This is a genomic window from Streptomyces sp. NBC_01341, from assembly GCF_035946055.1.
GTDB lineage: Bacteria > Actinomycetota > Actinomycetes > Streptomycetales > Streptomycetaceae > Streptomyces.
In genome coordinates this window covers 7,392,506-7,411,387 of sequence record NZ_CP108364.1, presented here as the reverse complement: position 1 = coordinate 7,411,387, position 18,882 = coordinate 7,392,506, and the positions used below count along the sequence as shown (strand labels likewise).

The 18,882-nt window shown below is 68.3% G+C and carries 19 protein-coding genes; 10 read left to right on the top strand and 9 right to left on the bottom strand.

Translation table 11 applies throughout. The annotated features are described in order from the left end of the window. The 5 genes from OG206_RS32515 to OG206_RS32495 all read left to right on the top strand — a co-directional run. The coding region (locus tag OG206_RS32515; RefSeq protein WP_327110825.1) for a DEAD/DEAH box helicase at positions 1–2,461 on the top strand (2,461 nt) is incomplete at its 5' end. A gap of 292 nt (positions 2,462–2,753) precedes the next feature. Next, positions 2,754–3,785 carry a YaaC family protein gene (locus OG206_RS32510; protein ID WP_442805929.1) on the top strand — a complete coding sequence of 344 codons (1,032 nt, stop codon included), beginning with the start codon at positions 2,754–2,756 and terminating at the stop codon, positions 3,783–3,785. A 268-nt stretch (positions 3,786–4,053) separates the two neighbouring features. Then, a complete protein-coding gene (locus OG206_RS32505) occupies positions 4,054–4,989 on the top strand; it encodes an ABC-three component system protein (protein WP_327110831.1) in 936 nt (311 codons plus the stop codon). Further along, entirely contained in the window at positions 4,986–5,252 is a 267-nt protein-coding gene (locus tag OG206_RS32500) for an ABC-three component system middle component 6 (RefSeq protein WP_285573716.1), read from the top strand. The genes OG206_RS32505 and OG206_RS32500 overlap by 4 nt, the downstream gene beginning before the upstream one ends. Continuing rightward, on the top strand, positions 5,230–6,990 hold the full coding sequence (locus OG206_RS32495; RefSeq protein ID WP_327110834.1) for an ABC-three component system protein: 1,761 nt from the start codon (positions 5,230–5,232) through the stop codon (positions 6,988–6,990). The genes OG206_RS32500 and OG206_RS32495 overlap by 23 nt, the downstream gene beginning before the upstream one ends. A gap of 153 nt (positions 6,991–7,143) precedes the next feature. Here OG206_RS32495 and OG206_RS32490 read toward each other — a convergent pair whose 3' ends face one another. The 3 genes from OG206_RS32490 to OG206_RS32480 all read right to left on the bottom strand — a co-directional run bounded on the left by OG206_RS32490 (position 7,144) and on the right by OG206_RS32480 (position 8,754). Beyond that, complete coding sequence (locus OG206_RS32490) at positions 7,144–7,464, bottom strand: hypothetical protein (RefSeq protein ID WP_327110836.1); 321 nt, start codon at positions 7,462–7,464, stop codon at positions 7,144–7,146. A gap of 6 nt (positions 7,465–7,470) precedes the next feature. Beyond that, entirely contained in the window at positions 7,471–7,779 is a 309-nt protein-coding gene (locus tag OG206_RS32485; RefSeq protein WP_327110838.1) for a hypothetical protein, read from the bottom strand. A 141-nt stretch (positions 7,780–7,920) separates the two neighbouring features. After that, on the bottom strand, positions 7,921–8,754 hold the full coding sequence (locus OG206_RS32480; RefSeq protein ID WP_327110840.1) for a hypothetical protein: 834 nt from the start codon (positions 8,752–8,754) through the stop codon (positions 7,921–7,923). A gap of 678 nt (positions 8,755–9,432) precedes the next feature. Here OG206_RS32480 and tpg point away from each other — a divergent pair. Then, a complete protein-coding gene (gene tpg, locus OG206_RS32475) occupies positions 9,433–9,990 on the top strand; it encodes a telomere-protecting terminal protein Tpg (protein ID WP_111381700.1) in 558 nt (185 codons plus the stop codon). Between the two features lie 32 nt (positions 9,991–10,022). Here tpg and OG206_RS32470 read toward each other — a convergent pair whose 3' ends face one another. The 4 genes from OG206_RS32470 to OG206_RS32455 all read right to left on the bottom strand — a co-directional run bounded on the left by OG206_RS32470 (position 10,023) and on the right by OG206_RS32455 (position 14,947). After that, on the bottom strand, positions 10,023–11,135 hold the full coding sequence (locus OG206_RS32470) for a hypothetical protein (RefSeq protein WP_327110846.1): 1,113 nt from the start codon (positions 11,133–11,135) through the stop codon (positions 10,023–10,025). A gap of 13 nt (positions 11,136–11,148) precedes the next feature. Then, positions 11,149–11,892: an AAA family ATPase gene (locus OG206_RS32465; RefSeq protein ID WP_181493997.1), complete on the bottom strand. Its 744-nt coding sequence runs from the start codon at positions 11,890–11,892 to the stop codon at positions 11,149–11,151. Then, entirely contained in the window at positions 11,892–13,502 is a 1,611-nt protein-coding gene (locus OG206_RS32460; protein ID WP_442805931.1) for a Mu transposase C-terminal domain-containing protein, read from the bottom strand. Before OG206_RS32460 ends, OG206_RS32465 begins: the two co-directional genes overlap by 1 nt. A 137-nt stretch (positions 13,503–13,639) precedes the next feature. After that, positions 13,640–14,947, bottom strand: a complete 1,308-nt coding sequence (locus tag OG206_RS32455; protein WP_327110850.1) for an AAA family ATPase — start codon at positions 14,945–14,947, stop codon at positions 13,640–13,642. A gap of 246 nt (positions 14,948–15,193) precedes the next feature. On the opposite strand from OG206_RS32455, the gene OG206_RS32450 reads away from it, so the two are divergent. Then, positions 15,194–15,580 carry a fic family toxin-antitoxin system, toxin component gene (locus OG206_RS32450; RefSeq protein ID WP_327122136.1) on the top strand — a complete coding sequence of 129 codons (387 nt, stop codon included), beginning with the start codon at positions 15,194–15,196 and terminating at the stop codon, positions 15,578–15,580. Between the two features lie 106 nt (positions 15,581–15,686). On the opposite strand, the gene OG206_RS32445 is transcribed toward OG206_RS32450, so the two are convergent. Next, positions 15,687–15,959: a hypothetical protein gene (locus OG206_RS32445; RefSeq protein ID WP_327122135.1), complete on the bottom strand. Its 273-nt coding sequence runs from the start codon at positions 15,957–15,959 to the stop codon at positions 15,687–15,689. Between the two features lie 194 nt (positions 15,960–16,153). Between OG206_RS32445 and OG206_RS32440 the strand changes: the two genes are divergently transcribed. Together OG206_RS32440 and mihF are read left to right on the top strand one after the other, a co-directional pair. Beyond that, entirely contained in the window at positions 16,154–16,687 is a 534-nt protein-coding gene (locus OG206_RS32440) for a hypothetical protein (RefSeq protein WP_327122134.1), read from the top strand. 115 nt (positions 16,688–16,802) lie between these two features. Beyond that, positions 16,803–17,123, top strand: coding sequence for an integration host factor, actinobacterial type (mihF, locus tag OG206_RS32435; RefSeq protein WP_327122133.1), 321 nt, complete (start codon positions 16,803–16,805; stop codon positions 17,121–17,123). A gap of 175 nt (positions 17,124–17,298) precedes the next feature. Here mihF and OG206_RS32430 read toward each other — a convergent pair whose 3' ends face one another. After that, entirely contained in the window at positions 17,299–17,670 is a 372-nt protein-coding gene (locus OG206_RS32430) for a hypothetical protein (protein WP_327122132.1), read from the bottom strand. 242 nt (positions 17,671–17,912) lie between these two features. Between OG206_RS32430 and OG206_RS32425 the strand changes: the two genes are divergently transcribed. Then, the gene (locus tag OG206_RS32425) at positions 17,913–18,734 is read left to right on the top strand and encodes a TIGR02391 family protein (RefSeq protein ID WP_327122131.1); all 822 of its coding nucleotides are present in this window, start codon (positions 17,913–17,915) and stop codon (positions 18,732–18,734) included. The last annotated feature ends 148 nt before the right edge of the window (positions 18,735–18,882 follow it).

Genomic DNA, 18,882 nt, shown 5'->3' with positions numbered 1-18,882 from the left:
GCCAACCCTGGACCTGCTCGCGCAGACCGCCCAGGCGTGGCGGCTGGTGGGCCACCGGGCTCCGATGGTCGCAGTGTGCTCGCTGGAGAACGACGCGGTGCTGAACGAGCTGGGGGTGCGCACCACCACGAACCCGATTCAGCTCGCCCTGTGGGCCGGGACCGGGCCGGTCGTCGTGCTCGCCACGTACGCCTCTCTCGTGGACCGCGAGGACACCGACGCACCCGGGGGCCAGCGGAAGGTTCGCGGGCCGCTGGAGACCGCTCTGGCGGGCGGAGAGCGCCTGTACGGGCAGCGCATGGCGGGCTTTGACCTTGCGATCGTGGATGAGGCACACGGAACCGCTGGTGATCTTGGTCGTCCGTGGGCGGCGATCCACGACAACCAGCGGATCCCGGCGGACTTCCGGCTCTATCTCACCGCGACCCCGCGCATCCTCGCCGCGGCCCGCCCGCAGCGGGGCGCCGGCGGCCAGGAGGCGGAGATCGCGAGCATGGCCGATGACCCGGACGGCACGTACGGCGCGTGGCTCGCAAAGCTCGGGCTCTCGGAGGCGATCGAGCGGGAGATCCTCGCCGGGTTCGAGATCGACGTCCTGGAGATCCGCGACCCCTCCCCCGTCCTCGGGGAGTCCGAGGAGGCCCGGCGCGGCCGGCGCCTGGCCCTGCTGCAGACCGCGCTCCTGGAGCACGCCGCGGCGTACAACCTGCGTACGGTCATGACGTTCCACCAGAAGGTCGAAGAGGCCCGCGCGTTCGCGGACAAGCTCCCGGAGACCGCTGCCGAGCTGTACCTGAACGACGCCTCCGACGCCGACCTGGCCGCCGCCGACAAGCTGCCGAAGTCCTCGATCGACGCGGAGTTCTACGAGCTGGAGGCCGGCCGTCACGTCCCGCCGGACCGGGTGTGGTCGGCGTGGCTGTGCGGCGACCACCTCGTCGCCGAACGGCGGGAGGCGCTGCGCCAGTTCGCCAACGGCATCGACGCGGCCGGCCGCCGGGTTCACCGCGCCTTCCTCGCCAGCGTCCGCGTCCTCGGGGAAGGCGTCGACATCACGGGCGAGCGGGGAGTGGAAGCCGTCTGCTTCGCGGACACCCGCGGCTCCCAGGTCGAGATCGTCCAGAACATCGGCCGTGCGCTCAGGTTGAACCGCGACGGCTCCACGAAGGTCGCCCGCATCATCGTGCCGGTCTTCCTGGAGCCCGGTGAGGACCCGACCGACATGGTGGCCAGTGCCTCGTTCCGCCCCCTTGTAGCGGTCCTCCAGGGCCTCCGCTCGCATGACGAGCGTCTGGTCGAGCAGCTCGCTTCCCGCGCGCTCACCAGCGGCAAGCGCAAGGTGCACGTCCAGCGCGACGACGACGGGCAGATCGTCGGCGCCGGCGGCGAGGGCGACGGCGCGGACCAGGAGGACGACGACACACAGGCCGCCGCCGAAGCCGCCCTACTCCACTTCTCCAGCCCGCGCGACGCCGCCACCATCGCGGCCTTCCTGCGGACCCGGGTCTACCGGCCGGAGTCCCTGGTGTGGCTCGAGGGCTACCAGGCCCTCATCCGCTGGCGGAAGGAGAACGAGATCACCGGCGTCCACGCCGTCCCGTACGACGTCGAGGTCGGGGCGACGAAGTCGTTTCCGCTTGGCCGGTGGGTGCACCAGCAGCGCAAGGCGCTGCGGGCCGGGGAGCTGGAGGAGCGGCGCAAGGTCCTGCTGGACGCCCCGGAGGCCGGGATGGTCTGGGAGCCGGGCGAGGAGGCGTGGGAGAACAAGCTCGCCGCGCTGCGGTCCTACCGGCGGGCCATGGGGCACCTCGCGCCGCGTCAGGACGCGGTGTGGGGCGAGGGTCAGGCGATGGTGCCGGTCGGGCAGCACATGGCGAACCTGCGCCGGAAGGGCGGCCTAGGGAAGGACGTGGATAGGGCAGCGGAGCGCGCGCAGCAGCTGGCCGCGGTCGATGAGGACTGGAACTGCCCCTGGCCACTGGACTGGCAGCGGCACTACCGCGTCCTCGCCGACCTGATCGACGCCGACGGTGTCCTGCCCTACATCGCGCCGGGCGTCGTGTTCGAGGGTGATGACGTGGGCAAGTGGCGATGGCGGCAGCAGGAGCCGGGCACCTGGGCGCAGCTTCTCCCCGAGCAGCAGGAGCGGCTGTCGAAGCTGGGCGTGCAGCCCGCTGAGAGCGCGTCTCCCGCCCCGGCGGCCGCTCGTGCGGCGAAGGGCCCGAGCAAGGCGCAGGCGGCGTTCCAGCGGGGCCTGACGGCCCTCACGCAGTGGGTGGAGCGAGAGGGCGTGGACCGGCCCGTGCCAAGGGGTCACAGCGAAGAGATCGCGGTCGACGGCGAGGCGGAGCCGGTGACCGTGAAGCTGGGCGTATGGATCTCGAACACGAAATCGAGGAAAGACCGGCTGGACGCCGACCAACTCGCTGCGGTCCGGGAACTAGGCGTGGACTGGGTGTGACACGCCCCTCGCCCGTCGTTGACCTGGGAGGTCAGCGAAGTGGACGCCTCGGGACGTCGTGGCCCTGGGGCCTTCGTCTTGTCTTCCGGTAGCGAAGAGAGGTGCAACACGGGCTGCAACACAGGTCCCTTGACGGTAGTTGACTCATGTTTGCGCAGGTCAGGGCTGCAACGCACAGGCGCGTTGCAGCGCTGGTGTTGCACGGTCGAGGGAGGGCGTTGCAGTCGTTGGTCTCTTCGGCCACTGTGTGAACTCCCTCCAACCCCTGCCAACTGTTGGATAGCGTCCCTCCATGTACATGGAGATAGATCCCCTTGAGGCGTGGGAGAGACTGCGGGCCAGTCGTTCCAGCCGACCGGGTAGAGCGAGCAGTGGGGCGCGGGCCAAGACGTACGCCACGGCTTTGGAGCAGGCGCAGCAGATGTTCAAAGCCGCCGAGGTCGTGGGCCCGCAGACCCGTCCCTTGCTGGTGTTCTACGGACTGAGTCAGGCTGGCAGAGCGATTGCGGCTGCGGCCGTCGACCTGAAGGGCGAGGACTGGAACCTGACCTCTCACGGCATCCATGCCTCGGGCTACCACCTGGACTTCGCCGACATCGAGATCCGAACGGATCCCGCTGGCACGGCCGGCAGCTTCGTACGGCTCAGCAAGCTGCTGCGGTCACCGGTCTGGGGAAGTGACACGGTCGTGCGGCTGGAGAAAGTCTGGGACACCCTTCCTGTCAACTTGCAGTACCCGCTCACCGACCGGGAGCGGTTCACGCCTCTGTACGCCAGCACGGACGTGATCAGAGGCATTGATTTCCACCCGCTGCTCACCGTTGAAGTCGGCGACATCTTGGACCGCGTCGTGGACGCTGGCAGCCGCACGGCTCTGGATGAATTCCTGCAGAGCTATCCCGGCGCCGCCGGGTATGACGACTTCGCCCGTCGCCGGGCGGAAGCCGATGCCGGGCCGGACTTCGAGCGGCACCAGCCGAATGCCGGCTTGCTGGCCATGCACTGGGAGATGCCCGCGGAAACGGGCACCCGAGAGGAGCGCCTGGAGCGCCTGTCCGAGATGACCCGGAAGTACGCCGGGCATCGCTACTTCCTCCCCGCCGTCGCGGGCCTGCCGCGTGAACTCCACCCGCTGATGGCGTGGTGGGCGGTGCTGTACGCGCTGTCGATGCTCGCCCGCTACCAGCCCGCCCAGTGGGCGAACCACATCAACGTCGACGGCAGCCGACACGCGGTGCCCATCGAGAAGATTCTGGAACGGGCCATGGAACATCTGCCCGTCCTGATCGCGGACACCATCGAGGAAGTTGCCGCCTGGTCGTAGACGCTGAGCGGCATACTCCCGCCCCACCGACCGGCAAACTCCTCTCTCACCCCGACAGCACGAGACGAGGGCCGTGGCCGGATCTCGGTTCCAGTCCCTCGTCCGCGAGGGGTCTCCTACACGAAGAGTCGGCGCGACAAGCTCACCCGCTCCTCGGGGAGCCGGGCACGGACTGGGCGTGAGCAACCACAGGATCTGATCAAAGGGTGTTGGGTCGGGTCTAGTTACACACAGCTACGCTGACAGCTCTGTGCGCAAGGGGGGGTTCATGCTGTTTGAGCAGCGGATGTATGCACACGTCAAGTTCCTCGAGTTGATGGCGGAGCTCTACGAGAACGAGTTCGAGGACTTCTTCCATCGGCTGATGTGTTTGCGCTATCCAGACTTCCTCGACGTGCGCACGGCTGGCAGTCTGGGCGACAGGTCGGCCGATGGCCTCAGCCTGCATTCGCGAAAGCTGTACGCCTGCTACGCACCACAGACCGTGAAGCCGGACAAGATCCGCAAGAAGTTCGACGGAGACCTCTCCGGGGCGGTCACCAAGCGAAACGGAGAATTCGACACCTTTGTCTTCGTGCACAACGACAGGCGAGGTGTGCATCCGGAAGTGACATCTCTGCTGGCAAGCGCGCGGAACAGTGTGCCTTCGCTGCGATTCGAACAGATGGGCACCCGGCGGCTGTGGCACGAGTGCATGCAGCTTGATCAGATGGCGGCCGAGGACGTCCTCCGCTGCGAGATACCCATCAAGGACACGACTTTCGGCATCGGGATGGAGGACCTGGCGCCGTTGCTGAAGCAGCTGCAAGACATCCGCGCCGAGTCCAACCCCCTCATGTCCCTGCCCGACGTGCCGATAGAGAAGCTGGACTTCAACCGGATTGAAGGAGCGGATCGTGAGGACCTCCTCCGCGGCATGCGACAGAGCTACCTGGTAGACGCCTTCTACGCCGGCACCCGGAGCGAGCTGGAGCACGACGAGGTCGCGGAGGGCTTCCGCCTGTACTACCAGCAGGTACGTCGCGACTACAGCGACGCCGACGACGTCCTTTGGCAGCTCAAGATGTACTTCCTGGGGAACGCCCAGCCCCGGCCGAAGGTGCTGCGCGCCGCCCTTGTTGTCCTGGCGCACTTCTTCGAACGATGCGACATCTTCGAGACGCCACCCGCCGGCTGGCAGCCGAACATCGGGCTGACCGCATGATCACTCCGACGAAGGGAATCGCTCCTGACCGCTGCCTGCTCGCTGTCGGCGCGCAGGTTCTCCTCCAGCTCGATGAACCGCGGACCGTCAGCCAGGCATGGGCCAGGCTGAAGAGCTGGCGCGCTGATCAGGCCCATACCTCGCCGGTATCGTTCGAGTGGTTCGTTCTGGCCCTGGACATCCTTTTCGCCATGGGTGCTGTGGAGCTGGCCCAGGACGTTCTCATCGCAAGGAGTACAGATGCTGCGCCGTCTGAGCGCTGACGACGCGCGGTTCAGAACAGTGGAGTTCTCGCCGGGACTGAACCTGCTGGTCGCGGACACCACCTCGTCGTCGGCCGAGACCGACAGCCGTAACAGCGCCGGCAAGTCCAGCGTGATCGAGCTGATTCACTTCCTGCTGGGGGCAAAATCCTCCGGGTCCCTGGCCACGAACAAGGCGCTGCGCCACATCACCTTCGGCCTCGCCATGGACTGGCCGTGGCAGGACGATCCGCTTGAAGTACGACGGCGCGGAGACAATCCCAAGGTCGTGTCGCTGAGTCGGGACGTATCCGGCGTGCCGGCCGACACGCTCTTCACGGACGGTCAGGACGTCGAGCTGTCCGTGGAGCAGTGGAATCGCGTCATCGAGCGGGATCTCTTCGGGCTGGAGGGTGACCATCCCGGAGTGAGCGGTCGCACGCTCCTGTCGTTCCTCATCCGCCGTGTCTCCGCTCACGGCTTCAACGAACCGACCCGGACGTTCTCCCGGCAGGCCGCCGCCGAGGCATCGTCGAACCTGGCCTACCTCCTCGGGCTGGACTGGCAACTGGTCAACGGATACCGCGAGCTCAATGCCCGCAAGGCGACCAGAGACCAGCTGAGGAAGGCAGTCAACGATCCCGTATGGGGACGGATCGTCGGGTCCACGGCCGATCTGCGAGGCCAGATCACTCTCGCCGAGGCACAGGTCGAACGGCTGCGGACGCAGGTTGCCGCCTTCCAGGTTGTCCCTGAATACGAGCGCCTCAAAGACCGCGCAGACCAGGTAAGCCGCCGGATCAAGCAGCTCGCCCAAGACGACGTGATCGACCAGCACAACCTCGAAGAACTCCGGGGCGCGGTCACCGAGACCACCGACGTCGAGGTGTCCTACCTCGAGCCGGCCTACCGCGAGCTCGGGGTCATCCTCAACGACCAAGTCCGGCGTCGCTTCGAGGACGTCAAGGCGTTCCACCACTCCGTCGTACGCAACCGGCGCAGATTCCTGGAGGAAGAGATCCAGGAACTCACCGATCGCTTGGCCGCCCGGCGTCAGGAACGTGCCGACCTGGGCGAGGACCAGGCTCGCCTCCTGCGCGAGCTGGCGGAGGGTGGAGCTCTGGAAGCGCTGACCGCCCTACAGACAGCCCTGGGCCGGGAGGAGGCCGCTCTCGGTGCTCTTCGCCACCGCTTCGACGCAGCGCAAGCCCTGGAAGCCAGCGCCCGCCAGATCACCGCCAAGAGCGTTGAACTGCAACAGGCCGTCGACCTCGACCTCCGAGAGCGCCGGCAACAGACAGACGAAGCAATCCTGCTGTTCTCCCGGTACGCCCAGCGCCTCTACGGCGAGGGCCGCGAAGCCTATCTCGCCATCGAGGCCGGCCGGACCAGCCTCAGCATCACGCCCCGCATCGACGCCGACGACAGCCGCGGCATCAACAACATGGTCATCTTCTGCTTCGACCTCACCCTGGCCGTCCTCGCACACCGCCACGAGCGCGGCCCCGACTTCCTCGTCCACGACAGCCACCTCTACGACGGCGTCGATGAACGCCAGGTCGCACGAGCTCTCGCGCTCGCGGCCGAAGTCACGCAGGAAGAGCACATGCAGTACATCGTCACCCTCAACACCGACACCCTCAGCACCGCTGCCCAGCGCGGATTCAACCCCGAACCTCACATCCGTAGCCCCCGCCTCACCGACGACGAAGAGGGCGGCCTCTTCGGCTTCCGCTTCAAAGCCGCAGGCAAGGCGTAGCCACTCCCATACCGCACGCCCGGCCACGCTGCTCAGTCTGCCGCTGTGGCCGGGCCTCCGACGGAGAGATCTGACGTCGCTCACCACCTGCTCGGGTGCCGGACAGGCTGAAGGGGGAGATCAGCAATTGCTGATCTCCCCCTTCAGCCTGTTCTACGGGTGGGGGCCGATGACGAGGACGGTGATGACCGAGATGGTCTCCCCCGCCGCGTTCCTCTCGTCCGGCCCGTACATCCAGTAGATGCGCCAGGCGCTGGGGTTGTGGTTCTCCACGTAGGAGTCCCAGACCTTCTCCGAGGCGTGCCCGGGGAACTTCTCGTACTGGTGGGAGTGCAGGCCGGGGTGACGCGGGTTGGCCTGCAGGCGGGCGAGTGCGTTGTTGACCTTCTTGAGCTTGGCCGGGTCGGCCTTCGAGCCGACGGTCAGGCGGTTGAGGGTCTCGTCGGCGTCTTCGGTGAAGCGGAGGCTGTGCACCTGGTCCTAGTCCTCGTCGTCCTCGTCCTCGTCGAGGTAGTGCGAGAAGTCGCCGCGGTCGATGGTCTTGCCGGCCTTGGCCTGCTCGATCCCGGTGCGGATGCGCTCGGCGAGGTGCGGGTCGTTCCACACCTGCATCTCCCGCTCCGGGATGGAGACGACCGGGGTCAGCAACAGCACGCCGTCCGGGTTGCTCTCGACCCGGTACCGGCGGCCCGCACGAGCTCCGGCACGGCCGAGGGAAACTCGTCCGCGGCTGTCGACCTCAGTCTCGGCGACGGTCTCGAACTCCTCGCGCTCGTGAATGGCGGTCATGTGCGTGCTCCCTCGGTTCCGCCGGAGGGCTCTCCACGGCTCATGCCTCCTTCGAGCAGGAGGCACGCCCTCCGGCGCTTACTACCAAGGTACCCGCATTGGGGAAAGTGGGTAACGCCCACTTTCGTGATTCTCTTCTCCTCAATGCCCAAGGGCTTGGGCATCACCTGTGGTCGCGACGGTGCTCTGCGTGGAGGGCGCCTTCTTCTGCGCGGAGCGTGCGATGAACGGGTCGAGCAGCACGTAGCGGTTGACCTCGGCCGTCCCGGTCGGGCTGAGCGGGGCGGCGATGTAGGTCTTGTGGGCCTGGAGCACGCCCTCCTTCGCCAGCTGCCGGAAGCCGCGCTCGGCGGTATCGGGCGACCACCCGTACCACTCCTTCATCCGCTCAGTCGGAAGCTCGAAGAAGGCCAGCTCGCAGCTGGCCGTCAGCAGCATGGCCAGGGCCGGGAGGCCGAGCTGGTCGATCAGGCCGGTACGCCAAAGCTCGAAAGGGATCTTCAGGTAGGCGTCGCGGTTCTGGTTGCCGGGCCGGGTGTACGGATCGAGGCTTCCGTCCTCGCGCAGCAGCGTGACCTGGATGTCCCAGGTTCCCTTGGGCCGCTCGTAGGTGATCAGGCGGCGTTCCTCGAGACGCTTGAGGACTTTGGTCACCGCCGTGCGGGCGGAGGCCGGCGTCGCGTCCTCCGTGGTGCCGAAGGCCCTGGCCCACACCATGCCGGGGAGGGTGGTGCTCCACCCCGACTCGGCGGTCTCGGCGCTGGTGACCGCGACGATGAACAGGTAGGCGCGCAGACCGCGCACGTCTCCGTTGGTGACGAACTCGGCCAGTCGGCTGGACCGGTCCGCCTCGTCTCGCTTCTTCTGCACGAACGCCCGCCGGATGGGCGCGAAGTCGCGCGCGGCCCGCTCGAGGAGGGCTTCCCTCGTCTGGGCGGGAGAGGCGACCGGCTTCTGGGATGTCTGCTGCTTCACACCACAGAACATGCCGGACGGACACCCCGCAGGGCAAACAATCCAACTTCCGTAGTTCAGACGCTGTAGCGGGTGTCTGGAGGATACGAGTGACGATGACATCTGAACGATGACAGTGACGAGCTCAATGTCAATGACACTAGTAGGTGAGGTTCAGAAGGCGCAGCGCTGAACCCGTGGGTCCCCGGCACGGGAACCATCCTCCGAGGCAGAAACTGCCGCCCGCTTCGCCAGAAACCCGCGAAGGCCCCCTGAGGGGCCCAGGGGCCCCTCTCCCGCCCCCGGAACGTGCCCTCCGCCATCGGGCCCGCACAGGGGCCCTGTAGCCGCTCCAGCCGGCGCCGCCGAAGGCAGACAGGATGCCGATCTCGCTCGCGGACCGATCGTCCCGAGCGCCCGAGGCCTTGCCCTGAAGTCGCCCCGGATGCCGGCGGAGCTTAGCTCACCCGCCGCGCCCTGGGCTCGGTACCAGAAGGACAGCACTGGCATGCCGGTGGCGTCTGTCGTGACCCGTTCCTTCGGCTTATCGCTGATGCTCACCCAGAGGCTCGTAGCCTGCGTCAGCCAGCACTGTCTGGAGTTTGCAGAAACTGGCAGGCAGGGGCAACCGACATGGGAGAACTGACGCAACGGACTGCGTGTGTCGGCCCTGCCGGCTGGCCGCTTCGAGAGGCGGGCATGGGACAGATCGAGAAGGGTTTGGAGCGCGCGTTGCGTACCCGGCCCGTTCCCTCCAGCACCGGGGCCCGCCTGCGTTTTCTGCTGGCAGCGCATCGGGGTTCCACCCGGCAGGTGGCCGCCGTGCTGGGGGTCTCGCAGCGCACCGTGCAGCGGTGGGTGACGAGGAAGCCAGGAGCGCGTCGTCCCCCGGGTCCAACACAGGTGCGAGCGATCGAGGAAGCGGTCCTGGCTCGGTGGCAGCCGCGAGTACGGGCCCGTCGGCGTGCCCAGGCCGAGGCGGAGGGCTTCGTCTTCCATACCAGGGCGCGGTTCGGGTTCGCGGCTCCTGCGGGGTCCTCGGACGATCCGCGGGTGCGGTGGATCACCCAGGATCTGCCGGGAGAAGTGGCCCGGGAACTGTTCGCCGCCCGGGACGCCGGCGCGGGCGAGCAGCAGCAGACGGTGATCCTCGCCCGTGCGCTGGGACACACCTACTTCCGCGAATGGGGCCGCCGGGCCCACGGTCTACACATCGTCTTCAGCGACGTCGAGTTCGCCGACTTCTCGATCGACTGAGACTGCCCCTTCGAGCGACCGCGTCAGGGTGTTCAGCGTCGTGAGGGCCTGACGCGACTGATCGGCACCGCTTCGTACCGCTCGGCTTCCTGCCGCTCGCGCCAGTCCCACTCCACACGGCCGACCGGGCCTTCGCGGCGGGCTGCGGGCGGCTGGGGCGGGCGCAGCTTGGCCGTCTCCGCCACGCGCAGCAGGTGCGCACGGTCATCTGGCGCGGCGAGCAGTTCCTGGTCCTCGCCGGAGACGAGCCGGGTGAAGCAGGCCGCCGCTCGCAGGAAAACACCCGCCCAGGGTGGTACGGGGTGGGCGGCGCAGCCGTCGGTGTAGCGGGCGCGGTCATGGAGGGCGAGCGTGGCCGCGGCGGTGTCGTAGTCGCGGGGGCGTGCGGTAGCGAGTTGCTGGAAGGAGGCGCCGGTGAAAAGCGCAACGGCAACGGCCGCGGCCAGGCGAGGATGTGCGGTCGCCGCGTGCAGTCGGCGGGCGACTTTCTGGGCGGTGTGCGCGGTGAGAGGCACGGGCGGTGGGCGGTGCCGCCAGATGATCGAGGGCGGGGCGCACGGATCGATGCAGGGGCGGGGGCTGTCGTAAGAGATGAGGCGTTCCAGTGCGGGCAGGGTGAGCCACCGGCCGGCCGTCCCGGCGGACTCATCTGCGAGCGGGGGTTCGGCGATAGGCATGCCGTAGTAGTGGCGGCGGGCTGCGTCGAGGTCGGTGGTGAGGGAGTAGTCGGCCGTCTGGAGGGCCCGGTACAGGGCGGCGGGAAGGCGGGGACGGTGGCAGACCAGGGTCAAGTGGATACCCGTGAGGGCACGCAGCTCCAGGAGTCGCATTGTGCGGTGGGTGGTGAGGCGGTGGGCGCGCAGGACGGTCAGCCGGGTGACGGGCAGGGCGGTCATCCAGGCCGTGACGGCTGCCCAGGCGGGCTGACGACCGCCTGGAAAGCGGCCGGTGAGCAGGGGCGGTTTGTTCAGGGCGGCGAGAAGGTCGTGGGCGAGACCGGTCTCGCTGCTGGTGCCCGGTCCGGGGTGCAGGGTGACCCGGCCGGACGGCGGATGGTGGGCGGCCAGGGCGGTGTGGGTGTGGATGACGTCGTCATCGCGGTCGATGACCACGGTGACGGACGGCGGCCGCGTGGCGGGAGGCATGGCGGTGTGGTGGTCAGCCAAGGCGGCTGAAGGCCCAGCGCAGCAGTTCCTGATCCACGCGGGGGCGGCCGGTGCGTGCCAGGGCGGTGCGGGTGTGCGCGGTCAGCTGGGCCCAGGCGCGGAAGTTGCCGTGCGCGGCATGCTGGTCGGCGAACGTGATGTCGTCGGGGTCGGCATCGGCCCAGATCGGGTGGAACAGCGGGATGACGTCGAGGACCTCGCTGGGAGTGAGGCGGGTGAAGTGCTGCCAGATGAAGATGCGGGAGGAGAGCATCGGTTCGCGGCGCAGCACGGTGTGGCAGCCCTCACCGCCGACGAAGATGATCGCGAGCTGGGTGGAGGGTTCGTCCCACAGGTAACGGAAGTACTCGAACGCCTCCCCGTTGAGCCACTGGGCCTCATCCACGAGGAAGGTACGGGGGCGTTCGGCCAGAGCGGTCTTCAGCAGACGGTCGAATTCGCTGGGGTGGCGCGGTGGCTCGCCGGCCAGGTCGAGCGCGGTGAACAGTTCGTAGCGCACCGCTCGGGCGGTGGGACGGGCGCGGAAGGTGACCCGGCGGACATCCTCGCCCGGTTCGAGTTCGCGCAGGCAGGTGTTGACGGCGAGCGTCTTGCCGAAGCCGGCGCCGCCGTGGATACACATCATCGCGCGGGCAGCGACCGTATCGCCGATGTTCTCCCGCGCGGTGAGCAGAGCGCGGGTGGTGACCACGGAAGCGTCGGGCAAGTCGACGTACTGGTAGGTGGCCGCGGTCATCAGGCATCTCCATCTTCGTCGGTGGGGGGAGGTGCGGCCCGCCCGTCGCGGCCGCCCTGGGCGGAAGTGCCAGCACTGCCGGACGGGATCGGGGCGGGCATGCCTGGCGTGGTCAGCGCGGCCAGGGAAGCAGGGGTACGCCAGTCGGCCGGGGGCGCGGCGGGCGGGATGAGGTCCGGCATCGCCAGACCCGACAGGTCGGTGCCGGCGGCCTGGGCGAGCTCGGCCTCGGCCTGCGCGGTGGTCAGCGCGCCGAGCCGCCGGGGCGCCTCCGGCTGGTTCACGGCTGCATAGCGCTCGCGCTGTGAGGCCTGAAGGTCCTTCTTCAGGCGGCGGGCGCGGGCGGCCCGTGCCCGCCGTACGGCGCTGACCTGTTCCTCAGTGGCCTGGTCTGCCAGATCCGCGGGACCGAGGTAGCGGCCCGTGGTGGCGTGGTAGACCTCGATGCGGTGGTCGTGATGGGGCATGAAACGGACCCGGACCTGGATCCCGGCCTGCCCGGTCATCCACGGACCCACGTAGTCGCGGTTCTTGAAGCGGATACCGCTGCTTGTCAGCATGCGGGTGCCGGCGTCTTCCAGGGTGAACGTCCACAAATCTGCGGCCGGTACGTCCCGCAGCGGGGTGGGATCGTCCTGCCACGCCTCAAGCGGAGTCTTGCCCCGCAACGGCGCCGGACGGTGCTCGGTGTTCCACCACAGCGTCCAATCCAGCAGCCGGGCGGTGAAGTCCTCGAAGCCAAGCAGCACCTCGTCCTTCGGACGGGAAGCACGCTTACCGGGGCGCGGCTGGCGGGCGTAGCCGGGCAGCGCGGCCAGGAACATGCCTTCTACCGCCCGGTTCAGGCCCTCCACCGTGCCCTTGAGGTGCGGGGTGTAGGCGGGCAGGTCCTCCACCGTCACGTCCAGGAGATCGAACGCTGCGGTCACCGTCCGGGACAGGAAGTCCTTGCCACGGTCCACCCGCACCTTCTCGGGCAGGCCGCCGAACGGGCCGTAGGGGTCCTCGCGCAGGACAGCGGAGCGCAGCGCGGCCAGCACCGACTCCCGCGACGGATGCACCGGTGTCACCGCGACACCGGTGATCGCGTTGGTGGCGCAGTCGGTGAACCAGGTGATCCACGGCCTGCGAGCCCTGCCCTCGACATCGACCAGAACAGGTGCCTGCATGTGGTCGGTCTCCCACACCTGGTTCCGCCAGCCCCGCGGCCTGGCCAGGAACACATCATGCTTACGCGCCGCCCGCTCTCCACCCGCGAGCCCGGCCCGCTCCCCCGGCGTCAGATCACGGCGAATCGCCCGGTGCAACGTCGTCAGCGACGGCGCGTCTGCAGGCGGGGACTGCCTGGCAGCGCGCAGGACCAGCTCGCGATGAACCGCCCGCACGTTCCCCTTCCACAACGCCAGCAGTCCACGGATCTCGGGCGTGACCGTGAACCTCGCATCGGCCCGGGAGCGCGCACCGGGATAGGCGGCTGCAGTCTCATCGCTCTGAGCAGCGGCCAGCCAGCGCCACACCGTGCGCTCCGACGCCCCCAGCGCGTCCGCAGCCACTCGTACATGACCTGCTGTCAGGTTTCCCCCGGCCCGCAGGGCGAGCAGCCTCCGCACCGCAGGGCCACGCATTGCCGTCCTTGACGCCGCGGGCAGTCCGCCGACTGCGCGGACCGCGTCACCGTCCTCCATGTCAGCTCCCCTCACGCGGTTGGGACATCTACGTGTGCCGGCCGCCGGAGCGTGCGCTGGGTTCACAGCGGCGGCGCGACCCGCTGGCACAGCCGCCCCAGCAAGGCCCGGTCGGCGACCGCGTCAGCGGTGGTGAGCAACACGTTCTGCAGGTGTGTGGTCAAAGCGGCCCAAGTCCGGAGCGTGCCGTGTGTCGACGTCTGGTCGATCCATGTCAGGTCCTCGGCCGAGACAGTGCGCCACAGCGGATGGAAGCCGGTCACCACGGCTGTCACTTCCGTTGCGGCCAGACGTGGAACCTCCTGCCACGCGCCGATGCGTGACGCCAGCTGCGGCAGCCGGGCCAGCGCCCGCTCGGTGCCCGCCCCGCACAGCACCAGCGTGACCCGTGTGCCCGGGTGGTCCCACAGGCTCTGTAGGTACTCCAGGCACGGCACGGGCAGGCGCTGTGCCTCATCGACCACCAGCACCCGCGCCTCGCCCAGAGCCCCCGTAACTGCGGCGTCGGCGAGCGCCGATGTGTGCGGGAAGCGGCCCGGCAGTGCCAGAGCATCGAACACCGCCCGCCTCATTCCGGCCACCGACGGGCGCACCGGCACCGGCACCCACGTCACCTTCCAGCCCGCAGGCACTGCGCGGAGCGCCATCCGCACAGCCGCGGTCTTGCCCCGGCCCGGGTCACCGAACACACACACCGCGCCCTCGGCCGCCATTGCCTGCCCGACCGCCTCGGCCACCGCCCGCACCGACGACGTCTCCACCAGCCGAGCCCCCGCCGGCAACGCCACACCCTCCAGCGTGCCGCTCTCCCCCGACGGCACGCCCGAGACCGCCTCCGGCGCAGGGTGCGGCGGCCGGCGCGCAGCCACCTTCGCCGCGCCGCCCTCCCGCGGCCCGGCCAGAGCGAGGTCAGCCAGCGCCTGCCTCGTCTGCTGCTCCTCCCGCTCCCTGCGCACCACCGCACGGTCCGGCAATACCCTGCCGGCCTGAAGGTCCCGGTGCACCACCCGGTACAACGACGCCAGCGAAGGCACCTCGCCCCCGACCCGCTTCAAGTACCGGTGCAGCACCGCCACGTTCCCGCCCGCCTGCGCCAGCACCTCCCACGCCTGGTCGGACAACTCCAACCGGGCCCGACGCCTGCGCTCCACACGCCCCTCGGTCCGCGCCGCCTCCAGCCACCGCCACACCGTCCGTGCAGTCACCCCACCGACCTGTGCGCCCGCACGCACATGCGCCGTCGTCAACGCCCCGGCCGCATCGAGCTCCATCAGCCGCGCCACCAGCACGGGCCGGGACACCCTCAACCCCGCCGTGATCTCACCCCACACGCCCGGCTCGCCCACCGAAAAACCCTCCGCCGCAGACACCGACCCCACCACCGTGCAGCCGCGCAGCCCTCTAAAGGATCAGAAGTGCCGTTCCCGAGACAGCGGAGTGGAGTGGGGTGTACCGCCCCATGACAGCCATGAAGGCACCAGGTACCGCCCCGTGTCAGTGACCACACCCTCCCTCAACACCCGACCAGCGGAAACGGCTAGTCCTGACGTCCCGTCACTGACACCACACACCGACACCAACCCGGCACATCGCAAGCGGGAGCAGGGGCATGCCGCGTGACGCAGAACGAGCCGCTTCACCCGTTGGACGTGACCTTTCTGCTGCACGCTGCTGAGCTGTTGCCGGGTGATCCGCAGGGGGACGATTACGGCACGCTGTATGCGGCTGTGGCGCGGGTCAATGCGCGGGCGCTGGAGCATGACATCTACGGGTCGGTGTACTTCAAGGCTGCGGCGTTGTTGCAGACGCTGGTGCGGCTGCCATGTCTGGAGCACTCGAACGAGGCTTATGCGTGGCATTGCGCTGAGGCGTATCTGGCTTTGAATGGCTGTCGGCTGGAGTACCTGCCGAAGGAGGCCGTCGCTCTGGTGCGGGACGCAGCGTCCGGGGCGATGGGGGTAGGTCTGGTGGGGCGTCAGTTGTGTTCTTGGGGTTTTTCCTGACGGGCAGTCGGCGTGTGGGCGGCTGTGAGGACTGTCACCTGTCGGTTGCCGTCCGAAGCATGTGCGGGTGCCCCCGGTCCCGCGAGGGGTCCGGGGGCATTCCTCCTTACTTGTTCTGCTTCTTGTCCCGGGTTGCCCAGGCGATGGGGAGCAGGCCGACGATGCCTACCCACGCCGGTGCCAGGAGCATCAGTCCCACCGTCAGGCCTAGGGCCAGCGCCAGGTCGTGCGAGTAGTAGTCGTCTGTCTTCTCAACAACCCATAGGTAAGCCATAGTCCAGGCGGGTGCGAGCACCAGGGCTTTCAGTACGGCGCCCCGGTAGGCGTCCTTGACGAGGGCTGGCGCTACTTGTACGAACCTACAAATTTTCTTAAGCATCAAATTTCTCCTTGAGTTTTCATTGCCTCCCTTAATTGGTCCGTGATACTATGTCAGTAGCTGGACACTTAAGGTAAGTTGGTGTGTTATATGTGACGTTTTGCCACTAAGTCCAGTATAGCACATAGTTGACTCTCTGTCATGTCCGCATGTGCGAACACGTGTTGGGCGCGGCCTCGGTGATAGAACCGAGCATGGACCTGATCACCTCTGGCATAGCCACTGCCGGCATCAAGGCTGCTGGCAGTCCGCTCGGCGCCCTGATAGGCCGTTACCGGCCCACAGGTATCCCCCGGCTCGGCAGTAAGGAAGACCGGGCAGGCGCTTACCACCGGATGCTGGACACCTCCACCCGTGGCTTCGCCCACAGCTACCACTTCGCCAACCTGCACCGCGAAGCCGGACGGGCCTCACACAAACTGCTCGCTGCCCAGATGCCCACGATGTGGGAGATCAGCAGCGACCTGATCAGCGCGCTCAACGGTGTTCGCCTGTGCGGCAGCATCCAGTTCATCGACGCCGCAGAGAAGCTCGTCACGGCCGCCAGCGACCTGGACCTCAACGAGAAGAAGGCGGACCGCTTCCAGCTTCAGGCCGAGGCAGTGGTTGCCGCCCAGAAGACGTTCCTGGACACCTGCCGGGAAGAGCTCTCCTGCAACGCCCGCTGGTACCAAATCCTGCGCAAGCGCAAGGAGAAGCGCTTCCTCCAGCAGAGCGCAGTCGGCTGACCCCGCCCGCACAGCCCGGCCTCGCGGGCAACAGTGACCGGATCAGGGACCGCACCGCCCGTACGCGGAGCGGTCCCGTCGGCCATGATGGATGCCCCACCGACGAAGGAGCGCCATGCCGACCCCTCCGCCCACCCTGACTCCCGAGCAGCGGGCCGAAGCGCTCGCGAAGGCCGGCCGGATCCGCAAGGAGCGCGGCGAGATGCTCACGGCGTTGAAGACTGGACGTATCTCACTTCTCGACGTCCTGGACCGGGGCGACGACACCGCCCGGCAGACACGCGCGCTTCAGCTCCTGCGGTCCCTCCCTGGCGTTGGCACGGTGAAAGCCCGCCGTCATCTCGTGGACCTCGGCATCTCGGAGACGCGAAGAATCCGGGGTCTCGGTGAACGGCAGCGCGCGCGCCTGATCGAACTGTTCCCGCCCCGGGACTGACTGGGGGCTCTGCGCTTCCCGCCCGGAACTGAGCGGGATCCGGCGGGCGGCGGCGAAGGGGCGGACGCCCCCGGAGCTCACCCGGCTGAACAAGACGTCGACTCCGCCCGGAGTCAATCAGCCTGCTGCTCGCCCGCAACGACCGGATTGAGGCGGGCGCGCAGGGAGGGCTGCCTTACAGACGGCTCAGCCGCCTTGCCGCCTCATCGGCGGCCTCGGCCGCATCGCGGTGTTCAACCGGGCCCCAACGGTCGCTGTAGTCGTCGTCCTGGTGCCATTCATACGTCAGGCGGGTCAACTTGTTCCACTGCCGCAACCGGGCTTCAAGGAGTTCCTTGGTGAGCGGAGTCGCGGCGAACACGGTCCGCGTGTCCTTCGCCTGAGATGTCAGCAGGTACGCCACGGTGCCCAGGGCCCGGTAGGCCTCGCTGTCGTACGGAAGGCCATTCTTGGCTTCTTGAAGGCGGGGGGTGAGGTAGCGGACGAGTGCGTCGATGTCGCCAAGGGTGAGATCCTCGGCGGTGAGAGTCGAGTACAACGTGGTCACAGGCACAAGCCGGTCCGTTTCGCTCGGGAAGCCGGTACCTACCGTGGCCGGCCTCCTGTCCTGGTTCGTCTCACCGATCAACGACCAAGAAGCCCATCCGACGCGCTCCACTTCCGCCGGCCAGGGCTGCCTACAGGGACCAGAGGATTCCAGGATGCTTCCTGGATCCGTCTGTTCGCATCGCATCGCTATGTCATCCTGATCGGCTGGCCTGCGCAGGACGGGTCTGGGAAGGGTGTGCGATGACCACTGCGAAGAAGACGTTCGATCCCTGGCCCGCCGCCACGGTTACCGCTGTCGCGGACATCCTCGCCGACACGGACGAGGGCCTGTCTGTTCGCGAGATCGGCCTCCTTCTTGAGCGGATAGGCATCGCGGACGCCGACGGGCCGAACAAGCGCGAGCGCCTTGCCCGGGCGCTACTCATGCGGCAGAACCGCGACCGGGCCTCGAACTGTGTGGTCAGGTTCATCACCGAAGCGATGGCACCTGTGCGCTACGCCCGGCAGCCCGAAGTGTTCTCCCGGCGCCGCGACGACCTCAACGAAGTCCTCGTCCATGTCGGGCTTCGTGTCAACGACGCGGGCAAGCTGGCTCGCGGAACAGCCGCCAGCACCCTCGACGAGGCCGCTCGGCACGCCAACTCCCTGCGCGCGGAACTCCGCCGGCGTGGGACGCACCCGAAGGTCCTGGAGTACTGCACCCAGGAGATCCTCGCGAAGAACGCCTTCCACGCCAGCCTGCAGGCGGCCAAGTCCGTCTTCAACCGGCTGCGGCAGCTCACCGGCGAGCAGCTCGACGGGGCGCGGCTGGTCGACGCCGTCCTGATGCCCGGCGCCGCCGGGGCGCCGCGGGTCGCCATCAACACCGGCGTCACGGCGACGGAGCGGGATGAGCAGAAGGGCTTCGCCTCGCTGATCAAGGGGTTGGGCAGCATGTACCGGAATCCGGCGGCGCATGATCCCAGGCGCAGCCGCCCAGTCGGCGATGAGGAGCTGTTGGAGCTGCTGACCACCTTGTCGATGGTTCACCGGCGCCTGGATGCTGCCCGTACACAGCCCTGACCGTCCGCGAGGCCTTGTTATCGGCCGTCGGAGGCGCTCGGCTGCCCCGTGGCCAAGGCGCGGCCCGTCGCCGGGTGAGAGCCGTACACGGCGAGCTCGTCGGCCAGGTCGAGGCGATCGCCTGCGACTTCCCTGCGGCCGAACTCCC

Coding starts and splice junctions, on each gene's coding strand:
- OG206_RS32505 (WP_327110831.1), top strand. CDS start 4,054: ATGCTGTTTGAGCAGCGGATGTATGCACACGTCAAGTTCCTCGAGTTG.
- OG206_RS32510 (WP_442805929.1), top strand. CDS start 2,754: ATGTACATGGAGATAGATCCCCTTGAGGCGTGGGAGAGACTGCGGGCC.
- tpg (WP_111381700.1), top strand. CDS start 9,433: ATGGGACAGATCGAGAAGGGTTTGGAGCGCGCGTTGCGTACCCGGCCC.
- OG206_RS32495 (WP_327110834.1), top strand. CDS start 5,230: ATGCTGCGCCGTCTGAGCGCTGACGACGCGCGGTTCAGAACAGTGGAG.
- OG206_RS32445 (WP_327122135.1), bottom strand. CDS start 15,959: ATGCTTAAGAAAATTTGTAGGTTCGTACAAGTAGCGCCAGCCCTCGTC.
- OG206_RS32500 (WP_285573716.1), top strand. CDS start 4,986: ATGATCACTCCGACGAAGGGAATCGCTCCTGACCGCTGCCTGCTCGCT.
- OG206_RS32440 (WP_327122134.1), top strand. CDS start 16,154: ATGGACCTGATCACCTCTGGCATAGCCACTGCCGGCATCAAGGCTGCT.
- OG206_RS32465 (WP_181493997.1), bottom strand. CDS start 11,892: ATGACCGCGGCCACCTACCAGTACGTCGACTTGCCCGACGCTTCCGTG.
- OG206_RS32425 (WP_327122131.1), top strand. CDS start 17,913: ATGACCACTGCGAAGAAGACGTTCGATCCCTGGCCCGCCGCCACGGTT.
- mihF (WP_327122133.1), top strand. CDS start 16,803: ATGCCGACCCCTCCGCCCACCCTGACTCCCGAGCAGCGGGCCGAAGCG.
- OG206_RS32485 (WP_327110838.1), bottom strand. CDS start 7,779: ATGACCGCCATTCACGAGCGCGAGGAGTTCGAGACCGTCGCCGAGACT.
- OG206_RS32470 (WP_327110846.1), bottom strand. CDS start 11,135: ATGCCTCCCGCCACGCGGCCGCCGTCCGTCACCGTGGTCATCGACCGC.